Origin of the sequence: Leifsonia shinshuensis (assembly GCF_013410375.1) — a bacterium.
GTDB classification, from domain to species: domain Bacteria; phylum Actinomycetota; class Actinomycetes; order Actinomycetales; family Microbacteriaceae; genus Leifsonia; species Leifsonia shinshuensis.
In genome coordinates, this window is record NZ_JACCFL010000001.1 from 1,609,592 (window position 1) to 1,624,942 (window position 15,351).

The 15,351-nt window shown below is 71.5% G+C and carries 15 protein-coding genes; 10 read left to right on the plus strand and 5 right to left on the minus strand.

From position 1 onward, the window contains the following. Positions 1 to 18: 18 nt before the first annotated feature. The 7 genes from kdpC (at position 19) to HNR13_RS22010 (ending at position 9,998) form a co-directional block, all read left to right on the plus strand. A complete protein-coding gene (kdpC, locus tag HNR13_RS07885) occupies positions 19 to 642 on the plus strand; it encodes a K(+)-transporting ATPase subunit C (protein ID WP_179605238.1) in 624 nt (207 codons plus the stop codon). Positions 643 to 654: 12 nt separating this feature from the next. After that, positions 655 to 3,270: a DUF4118 domain-containing protein gene (locus HNR13_RS07890; RefSeq protein ID WP_179605239.1), complete on the plus strand. Its 2,616-nt coding sequence runs from the start codon at positions 655 to 657 to the stop codon at positions 3,268 to 3,270. 2 nt (positions 3,271 to 3,272) lie between these two features. Continuing rightward, positions 3,273 to 3,977 (plus strand): response regulator, encoded by a 705-nt coding sequence (locus tag HNR13_RS07895; protein WP_179605240.1) that lies wholly within the window; start codon positions 3,273 to 3,275, stop codon positions 3,975 to 3,977. Positions 3,978 to 4,063: 86 nt separating this feature from the next. Continuing rightward, a complete protein-coding gene (locus HNR13_RS07900) occupies positions 4,064 to 5,260 on the plus strand; it encodes an NAD(P)-binding domain-containing protein (protein WP_179605241.1) in 1,197 nt (398 codons plus the stop codon). Positions 5,261 to 5,485: 225 nt separating this feature from the next. After that, positions 5,486 to 7,228: a glycosyltransferase family 2 protein gene (locus HNR13_RS07905; protein ID WP_179605242.1), complete on the plus strand. Its 1,743-nt coding sequence runs from the start codon at positions 5,486 to 5,488 to the stop codon at positions 7,226 to 7,228. Then, entirely contained in the window at positions 7,225 to 7,956 is a 732-nt protein-coding gene (locus tag HNR13_RS22005) for an HlyD family efflux transporter periplasmic adaptor subunit (protein ID WP_179605243.1), read from the plus strand. The genes HNR13_RS07905 and HNR13_RS22005 overlap by 4 nt, the downstream gene beginning before the upstream one ends. Continuing rightward, positions 7,953 to 9,998: a glycosyl hydrolase gene (locus HNR13_RS22010; protein ID WP_179605244.1), complete on the plus strand. Its 2,046-nt coding sequence runs from the start codon at positions 7,953 to 7,955 to the stop codon at positions 9,996 to 9,998. Before HNR13_RS22005 ends, HNR13_RS22010 begins: the two co-directional genes overlap by 4 nt. A 15-nt stretch (positions 9,999 to 10,013) precedes the next feature. Here the strand turns inward: HNR13_RS22010 and HNR13_RS07920 are convergent, their stop codons facing one another. Then, positions 10,014 to 10,574, minus strand: a complete 561-nt coding sequence (locus tag HNR13_RS07920) for a dihydrofolate reductase family protein (RefSeq protein WP_179605245.1) — start codon at positions 10,572 to 10,574, stop codon at positions 10,014 to 10,016. Positions 10,575 to 10,668: 94 nt separating this feature from the next. Between HNR13_RS07920 and HNR13_RS07925 the strand changes: the two genes are divergently transcribed. After that, positions 10,669 to 10,896 carry an RNA-binding S4 domain-containing protein gene (locus tag HNR13_RS07925; RefSeq protein WP_179605246.1) on the plus strand — a complete coding sequence of 76 codons (228 nt, stop codon included), beginning with the start codon at positions 10,669 to 10,671 and terminating at the stop codon, positions 10,894 to 10,896. 19 nt (positions 10,897 to 10,915) lie between these two features. On the opposite strand, the gene HNR13_RS07930 is transcribed toward HNR13_RS07925, so the two are convergent. The 4 genes from HNR13_RS07930 to HNR13_RS07945 form a co-directional block, all read right to left on the minus strand. Continuing rightward, a complete protein-coding gene (locus HNR13_RS07930; protein WP_179605247.1) occupies positions 10,916 to 11,557 on the minus strand; it encodes a TetR family transcriptional regulator in 642 nt (213 codons plus the stop codon). Between the two features lie 70 nt (positions 11,558 to 11,627). Then, positions 11,628 to 11,981 carry an SPW repeat protein gene (locus tag HNR13_RS07935; RefSeq protein WP_179605248.1) on the minus strand — a complete coding sequence of 118 codons (354 nt, stop codon included), beginning with the start codon at positions 11,979 to 11,981 and terminating at the stop codon, positions 11,628 to 11,630. Positions 11,982 to 12,069: 88 nt separating this feature from the next. Next, entirely contained in the window at positions 12,070 to 12,570 is a 501-nt protein-coding gene (locus HNR13_RS07940; RefSeq protein ID WP_179605249.1) for a histidine phosphatase family protein, read from the minus strand. Between the two features lie 91 nt (positions 12,571 to 12,661). Beyond that, positions 12,662 to 13,528, minus strand: coding sequence for an alpha/beta fold hydrolase (locus HNR13_RS07945; RefSeq protein ID WP_179605250.1), 867 nt, complete (start codon positions 13,526 to 13,528; stop codon positions 12,662 to 12,664). A 159-nt stretch (positions 13,529 to 13,687) separates the two neighbouring features. Here HNR13_RS07945 and HNR13_RS07950 point away from each other — a divergent pair, with 159 nt between their 5' ends. Both HNR13_RS07950 and HNR13_RS07955 read left to right on the plus strand, forming a co-directional pair. Then, entirely contained in the window at positions 13,688 to 15,004 is a 1,317-nt protein-coding gene (locus HNR13_RS07950; protein ID WP_179605251.1) for a YibE/F family protein, read from the plus strand. 160 nt (positions 15,005 to 15,164) lie between these two features. Beyond that, positions 15,165 to 15,347, plus strand: a complete 183-nt coding sequence (locus tag HNR13_RS07955) for a hypothetical protein (RefSeq protein WP_179605252.1) — start codon at positions 15,165 to 15,167, stop codon at positions 15,345 to 15,347. Positions 15,348 to 15,351: the final 4 nt, after the last annotated feature.

Sequence of the window (15,351 nt, forward strand, 5' to 3'; positions counted from 1 at the left end):
ACCAGAACGGAACTCATCATGAATGCTTCGGCACGTGGAACCGGGCGACAGTACTGGGTCGGCCTGCGGGCGCTGCTCATCATCACCGTGGTGGTGGGGATCGCCTACCCCCTGCTCATCACCGGGATCGGCCAGCTCGCCTTCCCGGCCCAATCCAACGGATCGACCGTCAGCTCCGGCGGCACGGTCGTCGGGTCGGCCCTGATCGGGCAGTCCTTCACGGACAAGAAGGGCAACCCCCTTCCGCAGTGGTTCCAGTCCCGTCCGTCCGCGGCCGGCAACGGCTACGACGCCGGCGCGTCCAGCGGCAGCAACTACGGCCCGAACAACCCCGACCTGCTGAAGGCGGTGCAGCAGCGCAAGCAGACCATCGAGAAGACCGATGGCGTGAGCGCGAGCCAGATCCCGGCCGACGCGGTCACGGCCTCCGGGTCGGGCCTGGACCCGCACATCTCGCCCGCCTACGCCCTGCTGCAGGTGGACGCGGTGGCGAAGGCGCGCGGGATCAGCGCCGACTCGGTCCGCAAGCTGGTGAACGACCACGTTCAGCAGCGCGACCTCGGCTACCTCGGCGAGCCCACCGTCAACGTCCTGCAGCTGAACATCGCTCTGGCGGCGATGGACCCCAGCGGCAACAAGTAGGAGAACGGACGGATGGCGGTTCGAGGCCGGCTCCGGGTGCTGCTCGGCGCAGCACCCGGGGTCGGCAAGACCTACATGATGCTCGAGGAAGGGCATCGCCTGCACGACCTGGGCAAGGATGTCGTCGTCGCCGTCGTGGAGACCCACGAGCGCGAGGCGACGGCCGCGCTGCTGAACGGGCTCGAACTGATCCCGCGCCGCACGGTGGAGCATCGCGGCATCACCCTGACCGAGATGGACCTCGACGCCGTCATCGCCCGCAAGCCGGCGCTCGCCCTGGTCGACGAGCTCGCGCACACCAACGCCCCCGGCTCCGCGAACGCGAAACGGTGGCAGGACGTCGAGCAGATCCTCGCCGCGGGGATCGACGTGATCTCGACGGTCAACGTCCAGCACATCGAATCGCTGAACGATGTGGTGGAGCAGATCACCGGCGTCCCGCAGCGCGAGACGATCCCGGACTCCATCGTCCGCAGCGCCGACCAGATCGAGGTGGTGGACCTCACCCCGCAGTCGTTGCGCGACCGGCTCGCCGAGGGCCAGGTGTACCCGGCGGCCCGCATCGACGCAGCGCTCTCCAACTACTTCCGTCTCGGCAACCTCACCGCGCTGCGCGAGCTGACGCTGGTCTGGCTGGCCGACGAGGTCGACCAGGCGCTCCAGCGGTACCGCGCCGAGCACGGCATCCAGGAGAAGTGGGAGGCGCGGGAGCGCGTCGTCGTCGCCCTCACCGGCGGCCCCGAGGGTGAGACCCTGCTCCGCCGCGGCGCCCGGGTGGCGGCGCGATCGGGGAGCGGCGAGCTGCTGGCCGTGCATGTCGCGAGCCAGGACGGCCTGCGGGAGACCGACCCGGCGGCCCTGGCGGCCCAGCGGAAACTGGTCGAAGAGCTCGGCGGCACGTATCACCAGGTCGTCGGCACCGACACTCCGGAGGCGCTCGTCGCCTTCGCGAAGGCCAGCAACGCCACGCAGCTGGTGATCGGCGTCTCCCGGCGCAACCGGCTCACCGCGTTCCTCACCGGTTCCGGGGTGGGCGCCACGGTGATCCGCGAGTCCGGCGACATCGACGTGCATATCGTCTCGCACGCCGCCGCCGCGGGTGGGCGCAATCTGCCCAAGTTCCGGCGCACCGGTGCTCTCAGCATCCGGCGGCGGGTCTACGGATTCGCGCTCGCATTGATCGCCGGCCCCCTGCTGACCCTGGCGCTGCTGCCGATCCGCAGTCCCGACTCCCTCACCGCGGAGACGCTGAGCTACCAGCTGCTGGTCGTCGTCGTCGCCCTGGTCGGTGGCATCTGGCCGGCGCTGTTCGCCGCGGTGCTGTCCGGCCTCACGCTCGACTTCGTCTTCGTCAGCCCCTACAACACACTGACGATCGGCCTGCCGACCCACCTGCTCGCCCTCGCCCTCTACATCGTCATCGCCGCGCTGGTGAGCGTCGTGGTCGATCAGTCGGCACGCCGCACCCGCAGCGCCGCCCGTGCCTCGGCCGAGTCCGAGCTGCTCGTCACCATCGCGGGCAGCGTCATCCGCGGCGGAGACGCCGTGCAGTCCCTGGTCTCGCGCACCCGCGAGGCCTTCGGGCTGAAGGCCGTGCGCTTCATCGCCGACGACGGGGCCGTCATGACCGTCGACGGCGACATCCCGGCCGACGCCGTTCCGACCCGGGTGCCGGTGGGGGAGCGCGGCAGCCTGGAGCTGTTCGGCGACGACCTCCAGGCCGGCGACCGGCGCCTGCTCTCGGTCATCGTGACGCAGCTCGACGCCGCACTCGAGCACGCCGACCTCAGCAACGCGGCGCAGGAGATCGGGCCGCTGGAGGCCACCGACCGCGTCCGCACCGCACTGCTCGCAGCGGTCGGCCACGACCTGCGCCGTCCGCTGGCGGCGGCCACGGCCGCGGTCACGAGCCTGCGGACCGCCGGCAGCCGGCTCTCCAGCCGGGACAAGGTCGAGCTCCTGGACACGGCGGAGGTCAGCCTGCGCAACCTCGCCGACCTCCTGACCAACCTCCTCGACGTCAGCCGTGTGCAGGCCGGGGTTCTGGCGGTCTCCCTGCAGCCCGTCGACCTGGAGGATCTGCTGCCGCCGGTCCTCGACGAACTGTCGATCCGGCCGGGCGAGGTCACGATCGACGTGCCGGAGGACCTGCCGCCGGTCACCGCCGATCCCGTGCTGCTCCGCCGTGCCATCGTCAACCTGCTCAGCAACGCGCTGCGCTATTCCCCGGTCGGGCAACCGCCCCGGCTCAGCGCGAGCACCTTCGGCGGACAGGTCGAGGTCCGCGTCGCCGACCACGGTCCCGGCGTGCCGGACGACCGGAAGGAGGAGATCTTCCACCCGTTCCAGCGGATGGGGGATACGGACAACAACGCCGGCATCGGGCTCGGACTCGCCCTGACCAAGGGATTCGTCGAAGGGATGGGCGGAACGCTCGTCGCGGACGACACGCCGGCGGGCGGCCTCACCATGGTGCTCGCGCTTCCGGTCGACCAGGAGAGCGTGGCGCGCCGCGCGCAGAGCCGGGCCGACGCGGGTCTTGCCGACGACGGTCCTGCCGATGACGATGCCGACGACGACGGTCGGGCCGACGGCGGTCCCGCCTCCGAACCCGTGAAGGGCGCGTGACGATGAAGATCGTCGTAGCGGACGACGACCCGCAGATGCTCGGAGCGCTCCGGATCATGCTGGGAGCGCACGGGTACGAGGTCGCTCTCGCCCGCAACGGCAAGGAGGCGCTGAGTCTCGTCGTCAACGAGCATCCCGACCTGCTGATCCTCGACCTCGGCATGCCCCAGCTCAGCGGGATCGAGGTGATCAAAGCGATCCGGGGCTGGAACACCGTGCCCATCCTCGTCGTCTCCGGCCGTTCCGACTCCGCGGACAAGGTGGGCGCGCTGGACGCCGGCGCCGACGACTACGTCGCGAAGCCGTTCTCCGCCGACGAGCTGCTGGCCCGGATCCGGGCGCTCACCCGCCGGGTCGCCGGCGCGGTCGAGACCCCGCTGGTGCGGTTCGGGAACGTGTCGGTCGATCTCGGCAACAAGATCGTCCTCGTCCAGCAGGGCGACCGGGAACGGCCGGTGCGGCTGACCCCCACGGAGTGGCAGGTCCTCGAGCTGCTGGTGCGCAACCCGCGCAAACTGGTGACCCAGCGCACGATCCTGACCGAGATCCGCGGTCCGCAGTACATCAGCGACTCCGGGTACCTTCGCCTGTACATCGCGCAGCTCCGGAAGAAGCTCGAACCGGATCCGGGCCGCCCGCGGTTCATCCTCACCGAGCCCGGCATGGGCTACCGGTTCCAGCCGGATCCCGATCAGGACGGTGCCTAGGGAACGGTCCGCGATCGAGCGGTTCGCTGGAGTTACCCGGACCCTGATGGTCGCACCTCCCCGCGTCGCGGACCTATCATCTGGGCATGTCCGCCATCGTGATCGGTGCGGGGCAGGCCGGTCTTTCCGTCAGCCATGAACTGGAGGCGCTGGGCGTCGAGCATGTCGTGCTCGAGCGGGCGAAGCCCGGTCAAGCGTGGCGGGACCGGTGGGACAGCTTCACCCTCGTCACACCGAATTGGACGCTGGCGCTGCCGGGGAGCCCGTATTCCGGGTCGGAGCCGGAAGGGCACGTACCGCGCGACGAGATCGTGGGCTACCTCGAGGATTACGCACGCTCCGTGCGGTCGCCGATCATGGAGGGCGTCGAGGTCACTCGGCTGCGTGTCGACGGCAGCGGTCTGCACGTCGAGACCGTCGATGGAGAGCGGGCGGCGGATGCGGTTGTGGTGTGCACCGGCTCGTTCGCCCGGCAGCATCGCCCCGCCGTCCTCGACGCCGTTCCCGATCCCCTGATCGTGTCGTCGAGCGAGTACCGGAACCCGGATCAGCTCCCGGCGGGGAAGGTCGTGATCGTCGGCAGCGGCCAGACCGGTTGCCAGATCGCCGAGGAGCTGGCCCGCTCGGGCCGGGAGGTGGTGCTCGCGTGCGGACGGGCGCCCTGGGCGCCGCGACGTCTCGACGGCACGGACATCATCACGTGGCTCGATCGGACGACGTTCTTCGATGCGACGGTGGCGAGCCTGCCGTCGCCCGCGGCCAGGTTCCTGGCCAATCCGCAACTCACCGGGGCCGGGGGAGGGCACGACCTGGGCTTCCGGACGCTTCAGGCGCTCGGGGTCCGGCTCGCCGGCCATGTCGTCGGCTGCGACGGCGCACGGATCGGTTTCGCCGACGACGTGCCGGACTCGGTGGCCTTCGCCGACGAATGGTGGGCGGGCATGCGTGCGATCATGCGCGCACAGCTACCCGCCAAGGGTTTCGGCGTCCCTGACCTGCCCGTTCCGCCTCCCTTCCGGTCCGAACCGGTGGACGAGGTGAGCCTGCGGGACGTCGGCGCGGTCGTGCTGGCAGCCGGATTCCGGCCCGACTACAGCTGGATCGACGGCGAGGTCTGCGATGAGCTGGGCTTCCCTGTGACCCTGGACGGTGCGAGCCTCATGGTCCCCGGCCTGTATTTCTGCGGGGTCCACTTCATGCGGGCTCGACGGTCGGCGTTGCTGTTCGGAGTGGGAGCGGATGCCGCGATCGTGGCGCGGGAGGTCGCGGAGGCCCGCGCGTGACACTCAGCCACGTTTTACCAACCCGAAACATGCTCACAATATTCGGACCCCCGTTCGGGGGCATGATGGATCGCACATCGATCCGCCCATGCGGGGTCATCGGGCCGACGCCCTGACCGCCGCCACGGAGCAGCGGTCCGCCGCCACGCCGGCAGTGCCCGCCTCCCACGTCATCGCCGTCGTCGCCCCTCCTCAGCATGACCCGAACCGAACGCTGGAGAACCGATGTCCCGAACCGTGGCGCCTCCGCGCGCCGGAAGCCGCCCGGCGACCGAAACGGCCGCCTCCGCCCGCGACACCGGGACCGCGCAGTCGCCGGTCATGGTGCTGCTCGTGCTCATCTCCACGCTGGGCATCCTGGCGTACGCCGGATTCCTGGTGAATCCTGCCAATCGCGGGGACCTGCTGCCGTATCTGATGGTGATCACCGCCGAGAGCGTCCTGGTCGTCCAGGCGCTGTTCTCGATGTGGACCATCCTGGCGGGCAGCCGCGACCCGCGGGACTTCGCGTTCCACCGGGCCCAGGCCACCCTGTTCCTGATGCCGTCCGCGCACTCGACGGAGGGCGTGGCCGAGCGCGGCGTGCACCCGCTCGACCATCCCGAGCGGTGGCCGCTGCGCCTGTCCGGCCGCCGGGTCGTCGTCGACGTCTTCGTGACGGTCTACGGCGAGGACCCGGCGACGGTCAGGAAGACCGTCGCCGCGGCCGTGGCGATCCGCGGCGAGCACCGGACCTGGGTGCTCGACGACGGCCGGTCCGACGAGATCAAGGCCCTGGCCGCCGATGTCGGCGCCCGCTACGTGCGGCGACTGAGCAGCAACGGCGCCAAGGCGGGCAACGTCAACCACGCCCTGTCCATCGCGAAAGGCGAGTTCTTCGCCATCTTCGACGCCGACTTCGTGCCGGATCCGGACTTCCTCTACGAGACGCTGCCGTTCTTCGTCAACGAGAAGGTGGCGTTCGTGCAGACCCCGCAGACGTACGGCAACCTGACCACCACGATCGCGATCGGCGCGGCCTACATGCAGTCCGTGTTCTACCGATTCGTGCAGCCCGGGCGCAACCGCTTCAACGCGGCGTTCTGCGTCGGGACCAACGTCGTCTTCCGGCGCTCGGCGATCGACGAGATCGGGGGCCTCTACACCGACTCGAAGTCGGAGGACGTGTGGACCTCGGTGCTGCTGCACGAGAACGGCTGGCAGTCGATCTACATCCCGGACGTGCTCGCCGTCGGTGACGCCCCGGAGACCGTGGAGGCGTACAGCAAGCAGCAGCTCCGCTGGGCGACCGGCGGGTTCGAGATCCTGCTGACGCACAATCCGCTGAGCCCGCGGCGACGGCTGACCATGGACCAGCGACTGCAGTACCTGGTGACGGGGTCCTTCTATCTCTCGGGCATCTGCCCGCTGCTGCTGCTGCTCGTGCCCCCGCTCGAGATCTACTTCGATCTGCGCCCGATGAACCTCAGCATCACGGTCTTCACCTGGATCTTCTACTACGCGGGTTTCTACGCGATGCAGATCCTGCTCGCCTGGTACACCCAGGGCTCGTTCCGCTGGCAGACCCTGACCCTCGCGACGGTGTCCTTCCCGATCTACGTCCGCGCGCTGCTCAACGTGATCGCGGGGAGGGATCAGGCGTGGCACGTGACGGGCGCGCGGCGGGCGAACTCGCCGTTCAACTTCATCATTCCGCAGGTGCTCTTCTGCGTCTTCCTCGCGCTGACCTCGGTGGTCGCGATCTGGCGCGACGAGAGCAACGGCGTCCTCACCCTGGCCACGGCCTGGAACGTGACGAACACGGTGATCCTGGGAGCCTTCGTGGCCACGGCGATGAGAGAGGCGAAGCGGCTGCGGCATCCCGGTGTCGCGCGGGTACCGGCCGCGGCCGCCCCGGTGCGCACCCCGATCACCGTGGTCGCACGCCCGGACGTGGTCGTTCCGGTGCGCGCCGAGGTGGCCTCGTGACCTGGGGGAACCGGCTGCGCCTGGCCCTGGGGCTGCTCATCGTGCTCGTGCTCGTTGCCGCGTTCACGCTCATCTTCAACCAGCGCCAGACCCAGGCGACCAGCACGTCCGCGACGATCGACGCCGAGTCGTTCCCCGTCGGCACGGACTACGGCGGGCTGGTCACGCAGCAGTTCGTGAAGTCCGGCGTGCGCGTCGCGGCCGGCCAGCGGCTGTTCGCCGTCCAGAGCCTGCGCCTCCAGCAGGACATCGCCTCCGGGCTGCTGAACCCGCGGACGGCTCCCTACCCGGTCGCGGCCGACGGGACGGCCACCGTGGTGGCGGCGGTCTCCGGCACGATCTCGTCGATCGACATCCAGGAGGGCGCGTACGCACAGGCCGGAACCGTGCTTGCCCACATCGACCGGCGCGGCTCCCTGTTCGTGCGGGCCGATTTCACCCTCACCGCGGGCGACTACTCCCGCGTCGCCGACGGCGCGCCTGTCGACCTCCTGCTCCCGAACCAGCGCGTGCTCACGGGCCGGGTCCAGAGGATCGAAGTGCAGACGGTGTCGGGCCGGGCGCAGTCGACCATCCTCGTCTCCAGCGGCGGGCTGGTCGAGGGTGCGGACGACGGGCTGATCACCCCGGGCACGCCGGTCACCGCGACCCTGCACCTGCGCGAGGACGGGCCGCTCTCCGGACCGAGCGACGCCTTCGCGGCCTTCCTCCGGAAGATCGGCCTGTGAGGCGCAGCCGCGCTCCGCTCCTGGTGGCGGCCCTGACGGTGGTGGGCCTGCTCGCGGCCGGCGCCCTCACCGCCTGCCAGCCGGCAGGAGCTCGCGGCGGGGACACATCGGCTGCATCCGCGGGGACGACGGACCCGCGCATCTTCCCGGACGCCGAGATCGCACCGCTGGTCACGACGCTGCCGCAGCGCAGCGTGGCCGCACCGCCTCCCATGCGACTGGCCCACGGGCTTCTCCCGCCGACGAACCGCTGGTTCTCCGGGCTGGTGTTCGGCGCGGGCCCGCAGCCGGTGTTCCCGCTGCCGCTCTCCTTCGGACTCACGGCCGGCGGCTTCGCCTTCGGGCTTCCCTCGGTGACCGCGACGGCGAAGACGATCGCCGGCGGCTACGATCCCGCGGTCACGGTGGACGCGTCGAGCGCGTCCGCGGAGGTCACCGCCTACGACGACGTGTCGGCGACCGTGTCGCTGCACTCGCGGGATGGGGCGGCGATCGGGCACGTGACGATCGCCGAAGGCTCCCCACTGGTGAGCTTCACCGCGGACGCGGACACGACGCTCACGACGTCGGCCGGCTTCAGCGGGGCGGCCGGCCCTGCTGTGGCCACGGTGGGGGGAACGGACTACGCGCTCGTCGCGCCCTCCGGCGCGCTCGACCGCTCCGGCCGCAGCATCGCCCTTCACCCGGGCCAGGCGGCGGTCTGGTTCCCGGTGCCTCGCGGAGCGAGCGCCGCGCGCGTGGCCGGCGCGATCTCCGGGCCGCTCCTCGGCGTCGGCACCGGCTACTCGGACGGAGGCGGCACAGCGACGACCCGCCTCTCCTACCGCGCCGCCGGGGGCTCCACCGTCTTCGGCGCACTCCCGGCGCAGCGGGCGCCCCGGAGCGGGGCGGACTGCTCCCTCGGCACGTACTCCACGATCTACGGCACGATGACGGTGTGCTCCGGCGACACGCTGGAATGGAGCGTCCCCGCCGTCACGCCCGCGGGCGCACTCGATCTCGGCACGCTCGACACGGAGACGAAGGCCGCGATCGTCGATCAGCTGCGGACGGACTCCGCCACCGTCGGCCCGCTGCCGTCGGACACCTACTTCGGCGGCAAAGCGCTGTTCCGCCTGGCGAATCTGCTCACGATCGCCCGGCAGCTGGGGGAGGACCGCATCGCCGACGGCCTGCGGACCCGGCTGGCGACCGCCCTGGCCGAGTGGGCGCAGCCTGCCCGCTGCGCCTCCGCCCCAGCGCGCTGCTTCGTCTACGACCCGGCCATGCGCGGCGTCGTCGGACTGACCGCGTCGTTCGGGTCCGACCAGTTCAACGACCACCACTTCCACTACGGCTACTTCCTCTACGCCGCCGGAGCGCTGGCGACCGACGACCCGTCGGCGGTCCGGCGCCTCGCCCCGGTGATGAACCTGCTGGCCGCCGATCTCGCCACGAGCGGCCGGAGCAGCTACTTCCCCGAGCGCCGCACGTTCGACCCGTACACCGGCCACTCCTGGGCCTCGGGCTACTCGCCGTTCGCCGACGGAAACAACCAGGAGTCGAGCTCCGAGGCGGTGAACGCCTGGAACGGCCTCGCCCTGTGGGCGACCGCTAGCTCCCAGCCGGCGTTGGCTCGTGAGGCCGGCTGGATGCTGTCCGCCGAAGTCGCCGCCGCGCGCGCCCTCTGGACGGACGCCGACACCTCCGCCTTCGCGGGCTACGCGCATTCGATCGTCTCCCTGAACTGGGGAGGCAAGCGCGACTACGCCACCTGGTTCAGCGCCGATCCCAACGCGATCCTCGGCATCCAGCTCATCCCGATGGGACCCGTCTCGGGCTACCTGAAGGCGAGCGGCTCGCGGATCGGGCAGAATCTGGCCGAGGCGGCTCCCTCGGGGTACGGCGTGCCGTTCGGGGACTACCTGCTGATGTACCGGGCGCTGCAAGGCCCAGCAGGCCTGGCGGCGGCCCGCGCAGCGGCCGGGAGTCTGCCGGACAGCGCGATCGACGACGCCGACTCCCGCACCTACCTGCTCGCGTGGCTCGCGGCCCGGCACTGAGCCGGGGCGGTCCCCTTATGCGGACGGCCGCAGCCGCACCACCTCCACCCCGGACCGGAACGCCTCCCGCTCCACGACCTCCAGCCGGATGCGCTCGCGCAGGCCCGACAGCAGCGTCGGCCCGTGCCCGGCGAGCACCGGCTGCACGACGAACACGTACTCGTCGATGAGTCCCAGGTCCGCCAGCGCGAGGGGGAGGGTCACCCCGCCGACGAAGAGCCCGTCGCCCGGTTCCTGCTTGAGCCGTTCGACCGCCTGGCGCAGGTCGCCGCGGAGCAGCTCGGCGTTCCAGTCGACCTCGTCGAGCGTGGTCGAGACGACGTGCTTCTTCGCGGCGTCGATGGTCTCGGCGAACGGGCGCTGCCAGTCGTCCATCCACTCGGGCCACGCGCCCGACGGCGGCCGGCGCCAGGCCGCCTCCATCATCCGGTAGGTGACCCGGCCGAAGATCAGGGCGTCGGCCCGCGCCAGCTCGGCGGTCCAGAAACGCATCGACTCCTCGTCGGGCGGGAGGGCCGCCTCGTGGTGGCAGCAGCCGTCGAGCGTGACGTTGATGGAGTATCGGAGCGGTCTCATCCCAGTCTCCCTCGCTGTGCCGGCTCCCCGGTCCGTGGCGCCTCGCTTGGACGGTACACCGGCGGCGGTGCAGCGGGTGGGTTAGCATTTCGGAATGACCGAACCGGCTCCGATCGAAGACGTCCCGATCGGCGGGGACGGCATCCGCCTCGGGCAGTTCCTCAAGTTCGCCGGGCTCCTCGACTCCGGCGGGAACGTGAAAGAGGCCATCATCGACGGCTACGTGACCGTGAACGGCGAGGTCGACCGGCGCCGCGGACGGCAGCTGCAGCTCGGCGACGTCGTCACGTTCGAGGGGCGCAGCGTCCGCGTCTGCCCGTGAGACGTTCGGGAACTCAGCGCTAGGACCGTCCCGCGCCCGGCCCCTCCGTCCCGTGCTGCAACCCCGCGCACAGCAGTTCCGCGAGCGCGGCAAGATCCTCGCGCGCGACCTCCGCGGCTCCCGACGCGTCCCCGTCGACCTCGGCGCCGATCCCTGCGCCGGCCGCCTCGTCCCGGAGCGGGGGCGTCGTCACGATCGCGCCCCACGCCAGCGCCGCCGCCCGGAGCCGCCTGTTCCCGATCGGGATGCGCAGGCTGCCGGCGAGGACCTTCTCGATCGTCGCATGCAGGGCGCGGCGGTGGGCGGCCAGGTTGGCCCTGACCTCCGGGTGGGAGTGCTGCTCGCGCCAGACGATGACGCGGAGCACGTCGGAGTCCGCCTGCACCCGGAACAGCTTCTGGCTCAGGTTCAGCAGCGATCGCACGGGGTTGCCCGGCTCGATCAGCGGCTCCGGATCGATCGTGCCCGGGCCCAGTCGTTCGCCGACCAGCGCGCCGAGGATGTCCTTCTTCGACGGGAAGTAGTAGAACAGCAGCCCCTTGGGGACCGCCGCCGCCGCGGCGATGGCCGAGGTGGGGGTCGCGTCGAAGCCGCGCTCGGCGAACAGGGTCTCGGCCGCGTCGAGGATCCGGGTGCGCGCCTCCGGTGGCTGGTCCGCCACGTCGCCGTCCTTCCCGCAGTGTGTCGACAGGGTGCGAGGGGCCGGTCCCGGCCCCTCGCGTGGGTTCGTGCTAGTGCGTGGCCTGCGGATGGTGCATCTTCATCGCCGGCTGCACGGCCAGGAGGCCGGCGGCGAGGGCGACGACGCCCGCGATCCACGAGGTCCAGGCGGCCCCGGCGTTGGAGGCGTAGTTGCCCACCCACGGCGAGATGATGAGCAGGGCGCCGAGGGCGACGTGGATCCACTCCATCGAGACCAGGCCCGGCATCGCCAGGCTCCAGACTCCCGCCGCGACCAGCAGCACACCGAGGACGAGCATGATCGGCAGGGACGCGCCCGTGTGGGCGGTCCAGATCGTCGACAATGCCACGTAGAGACCGGCGGCGACGGCCACCCAGTCCTGCCAGCGAGTCCACTTCTTCATCGACACCAACATCCTTTCGTCAGTCGGCTCCCGATCTGGGGGTCATGTTCGATTTTAGAATTGATTGACCGGCCGGTCAATGCGCCGATCAGCTCAGGTGGCGGCCCTCCGCGCGGCCGGCGGCGCGGAGCTCCGCCGACGCCGCGTCGAGCTCGGACCACGGTCCTGCGACCCCGAGGACGGCGATGCCGGCAGTGCGCATGATGACGTCCTCGCCGGCGAGGAGGGACGCCAGCTCCTCCATGCCGGGGTTGTGGCCGACCAGCAGCAGGGTGCGGACGTCGTCGGGAACCTCGCGCACGATGTCGAGGAGCCGGCCGGCGGACGCCGCGTAGACGCGGTCCTCGAACCGGACGGGGGGCGCGGGCGCGAGCTCGGCGGACACGAGCCCCCACGTCTCGCGGGCGCGCTGCGCGGGGGAGACGATGGCGAGGTCGAGCGGGCCAACGTCGGTCGCGAGCCACCGGCCGGCGAGGGGAGCCTGCGCCTGTCCGCGCTCGGCGAGCGGCCGCTCGACGTCCGGCAGGGACCCGGACCAATCCGACTTGGCGTGGCGGAGCAGGACGAGGGTGCGGTCGGTCGTGGTCACGAGGCCAGTGTGCCGCACCGGCGGGCGGCGCGGCAGCGGGTCGTGGTGGGGCCCACCTCATACCGTGCCGTGGCCCCGGCGAAGTCGCTCCTCACGACGCGTCGAGCACCTCGCGGAGGCGCGCGGCGAACTCCCGGGGCTTTCCGGGATAGCCGGAGTCCTCCGCCGCGAAGCCGCCGTGGTGGCTCGGGAAGACGACCGGCTCCGTCCCGAGCAGCCCCGCGACCGCGGCCGACGTGCGGCCGGTGAAGAGGCCCTCCGACTCCTCGCCGACCGCGATGACGACGCGGGTGGGCGCCGCGGTCAGGGCGTCGATGTCGGGGCGGTACTCCGTGATCGCGACCGAGCGCTCCGAGAGCAGCGGGTCGTCGCGGGAGCCGTCGTCGGCCGCCGGCATCCCGAACATCGCGGGATCCGGAGCGGGCAGCGCGAAGTAGTCGTCGGTGAACTCGCCCCGCCACGAGGTCATCATGATGAACGCGGCCATGCCCGCCCCGAAGCCGCGCTCGTCGTATGCGGCGTGCACCGCCGCCAGCCCGCGCTCGGCGGCCGCCGCGTCGGGGAGGACTCCCGGCAGCGGCGGCTCGTGGGCGACCAGCGTCCGCACGTCGTCCGGGTGCGCGGCCACCAGCGCCAGTGCGGTCACCGCTCCGCCGCTGCTCGCGAACAGGTCGACCGGTCCGGCGCCGAGCGCCTCGATGATCGCGTGCACGTCCTCGGCCTGGATGGTCGGCGTGTTGGTGACCTCGCCGTCGCTGCGCGTGCTGCGCCCGAGGCCACGTGGGTCGTAGGTGACGACGACCCGGTCCGGCAGGTACGACGCGAGGGCGCGGAAGCCGCTCGCGTCCATCGGCTGGCCGATCATGACGAGCGGTGGATGATCGCCCGCCCCGGTCTGCGCCTCCTGGACGTCGTAGACGACCTCGGCGCCGGGCGTGCTGATGGTGCGCGTTTCCATGTCTGCCTCGTCTCCGTCGGCGAACGATTCCCCGCAACGGATGCTACGCGCTCGGGCCGCCGGAGGAACAGGGCTCCGGGAGTCCCGGCGGGCGCTCCCAGCCGCGCGCACTACAGTGGCGTGGCCACCCCGTGTCCAAATTCGCCGATCGGAGACCCGATGGCCCACGCCCACTCCCATTCGCACGGCCGCGGCGACCGCACCCCGAAGGCGGGCCGGACGCTCCGCGCTGTGGTCGCCGGCGTCCTGATCGCCGCGGCGCTGGCGACGGCCGCCGGGCTGGCGCTGCTCTGGCCCGACCACGCGAAGGTCGCGACCGCGTCGTCGAAGATCGAGTTCGCGCCGAAGGGGACCACCTTCCCGACCGGGAAGATCGTCGCGCTCCAGAACGGCTGCCCCGGATACTTCTCGTCCGGCGCCGCGACGACGGCGCCGGGCGACACCCGCGCGTGCCAGCTCGCCGGGGTGCAGCTGCTCGACGGGAAGAACCAGGGGCGCACGGTCACGATCCCGGTGCTCTGGCCCTACGCGAGCGCCGGGCTGCACGTCGGCGACCGGCTCGAGCTCGTGCTGCCGCCGCAGTCCACGCCCGGCGGGACGCAGGGACTCACCGTCAACGGGGTGATCCGGGACCAGGCGCTGTGGGCGTGGGCGATCGTGTTCGCGATCGTCGTGGTCGCCGTGGGCCTGCTGCGCGGATTGATGGCGCTCGTGTCGCTGGCGTTCAGCGGGTTCATGCTGGTGGCGTTCGTCCTCCCGGCGCTCGTGAGCGGGCAGCCGGGCCTCCCGGTCGCCGTCGTCGGCGGGTCCGCGATCATGTTCGTCGTCCTCTACCTCGCCCACGGGCCGTCGGTCCGGACGAGCGTCGCCCTGTTGGGCACCCTGTTCGGGATCGTGCTCACGGCCGGGATCGCGCAGCTCGCCGTCACCACGACGCACCTCACCGGAGTGACCGGCGACGTCGGCGGGATGCTGGCGGGCACCACCCAGATCGACTTCCGCGGCGTGCTGACCTGCGCGATCGTGATCGCAGGGCTGGGCGTCCTCAACGACGTGACGGTGACCCAGGCGTCCTCCGTCTGGGAGCTGCGGGCCGCGTCCCCCGCGCTCACCCGCCGCCAGCTCTTCGCCCGCGCGATGCGGATCGGCCGCGACCACATCGCCTCCACGATCTACACCATCGCCTTCGCCTACGCGGGGGCGGCGATGGTGGTGCTCATCGTCCTCTACCTCTACGACCGCTCCACGCTCAGCCTGCTCTCGCAGGAGGACCTCGCCGCCGAGGTGGTGCGCACGCTGTGCAGCGGGATCGGCCTGGTGCTCGCGGTCCCGGTCACCACCGCGATCGCGGCGGCGCTGGTTCCCGCCGAGGTGGTCGGGGCGGAGGAGAACCGGCTGCTGGACGCGCTCAAGCTGCGCTGGTACTCCTTCGTCCCGCGCGCGGCCGCGGTCGAGGAGCCGTCGCGGCCCTACTGACGCCCGCGCGGCGACGCCCGCACGAGGATGCGCGCCGCCGTCTACCCGAGAACTGGGGCGGCCAGCGCGGCTTCGAGTTCGCTGATCCGGGCCTCCGATCACAGGTCGGCGACCTACTCTGCTAGCGACGGTGGGGGAGCCGGTAGAGACAGGAATGACGATGAGTGCAGCGATTCTCCCCATCGGGAGACCGTCGCCGGTTCCGCACGTGGAGACGATCCCGGGTTCGGGCGAGGGCGAGAGCAAGACGATCAGCGTGCGCTGCTGGTGCCCGATCGGTCACGACCACACCTATGCGGAGTGGGTCGAGCTGTTCGGGCGGTCCCAGTACGACGCCCGCTGAGAGC

Coding starts and splice junctions, on each gene's coding strand:
- HNR13_RS07890 (WP_179605239.1), top strand. CDS start 655: ATGGCGGTTCGAGGCCGGCTCCGGGTGCTGCTCGGCGCAGCACCCGGG.
- HNR13_RS07945 (WP_179605250.1), bottom strand. CDS start 13,528: ATGGAAACGCGCACCATCAGCACGCCCGGCGCCGAGGTCGTCTACGAC.
- HNR13_RS07895 (WP_179605240.1), top strand. CDS start 3,273: ATGAAGATCGTCGTAGCGGACGACGACCCGCAGATGCTCGGAGCGCTC.
- HNR13_RS07950 (WP_179605251.1), top strand. CDS start 13,688: ATGGCCCACGCCCACTCCCATTCGCACGGCCGCGGCGACCGCACCCCG.
- HNR13_RS07920 (WP_179605245.1), bottom strand. CDS start 10,574: ATGAGACCGCTCCGATACTCCATCAACGTCACGCTCGACGGCTGCTGC.
- kdpC (WP_179605238.1), top strand. CDS start 19: ATGAATGCTTCGGCACGTGGAACCGGGCGACAGTACTGGGTCGGCCTG.
- HNR13_RS07925 (WP_179605246.1), top strand. CDS start 10,669: ATGACCGAACCGGCTCCGATCGAAGACGTCCCGATCGGCGGGGACGGC.
- HNR13_RS07905 (WP_179605242.1), top strand. CDS start 5,486: ATGTCCCGAACCGTGGCGCCTCCGCGCGCCGGAAGCCGCCCGGCGACC.
- HNR13_RS07955 (WP_179605252.1), top strand. CDS start 15,165: ATGAGTGCAGCGATTCTCCCCATCGGGAGACCGTCGCCGGTTCCGCAC.
- HNR13_RS07935 (WP_179605248.1), bottom strand. CDS start 11,981: ATGAAGAAGTGGACTCGCTGGCAGGACTGGGTGGCCGTCGCCGCCGGT.
- HNR13_RS07900 (WP_179605241.1), top strand. CDS start 4,064: ATGTCCGCCATCGTGATCGGTGCGGGGCAGGCCGGTCTTTCCGTCAGC.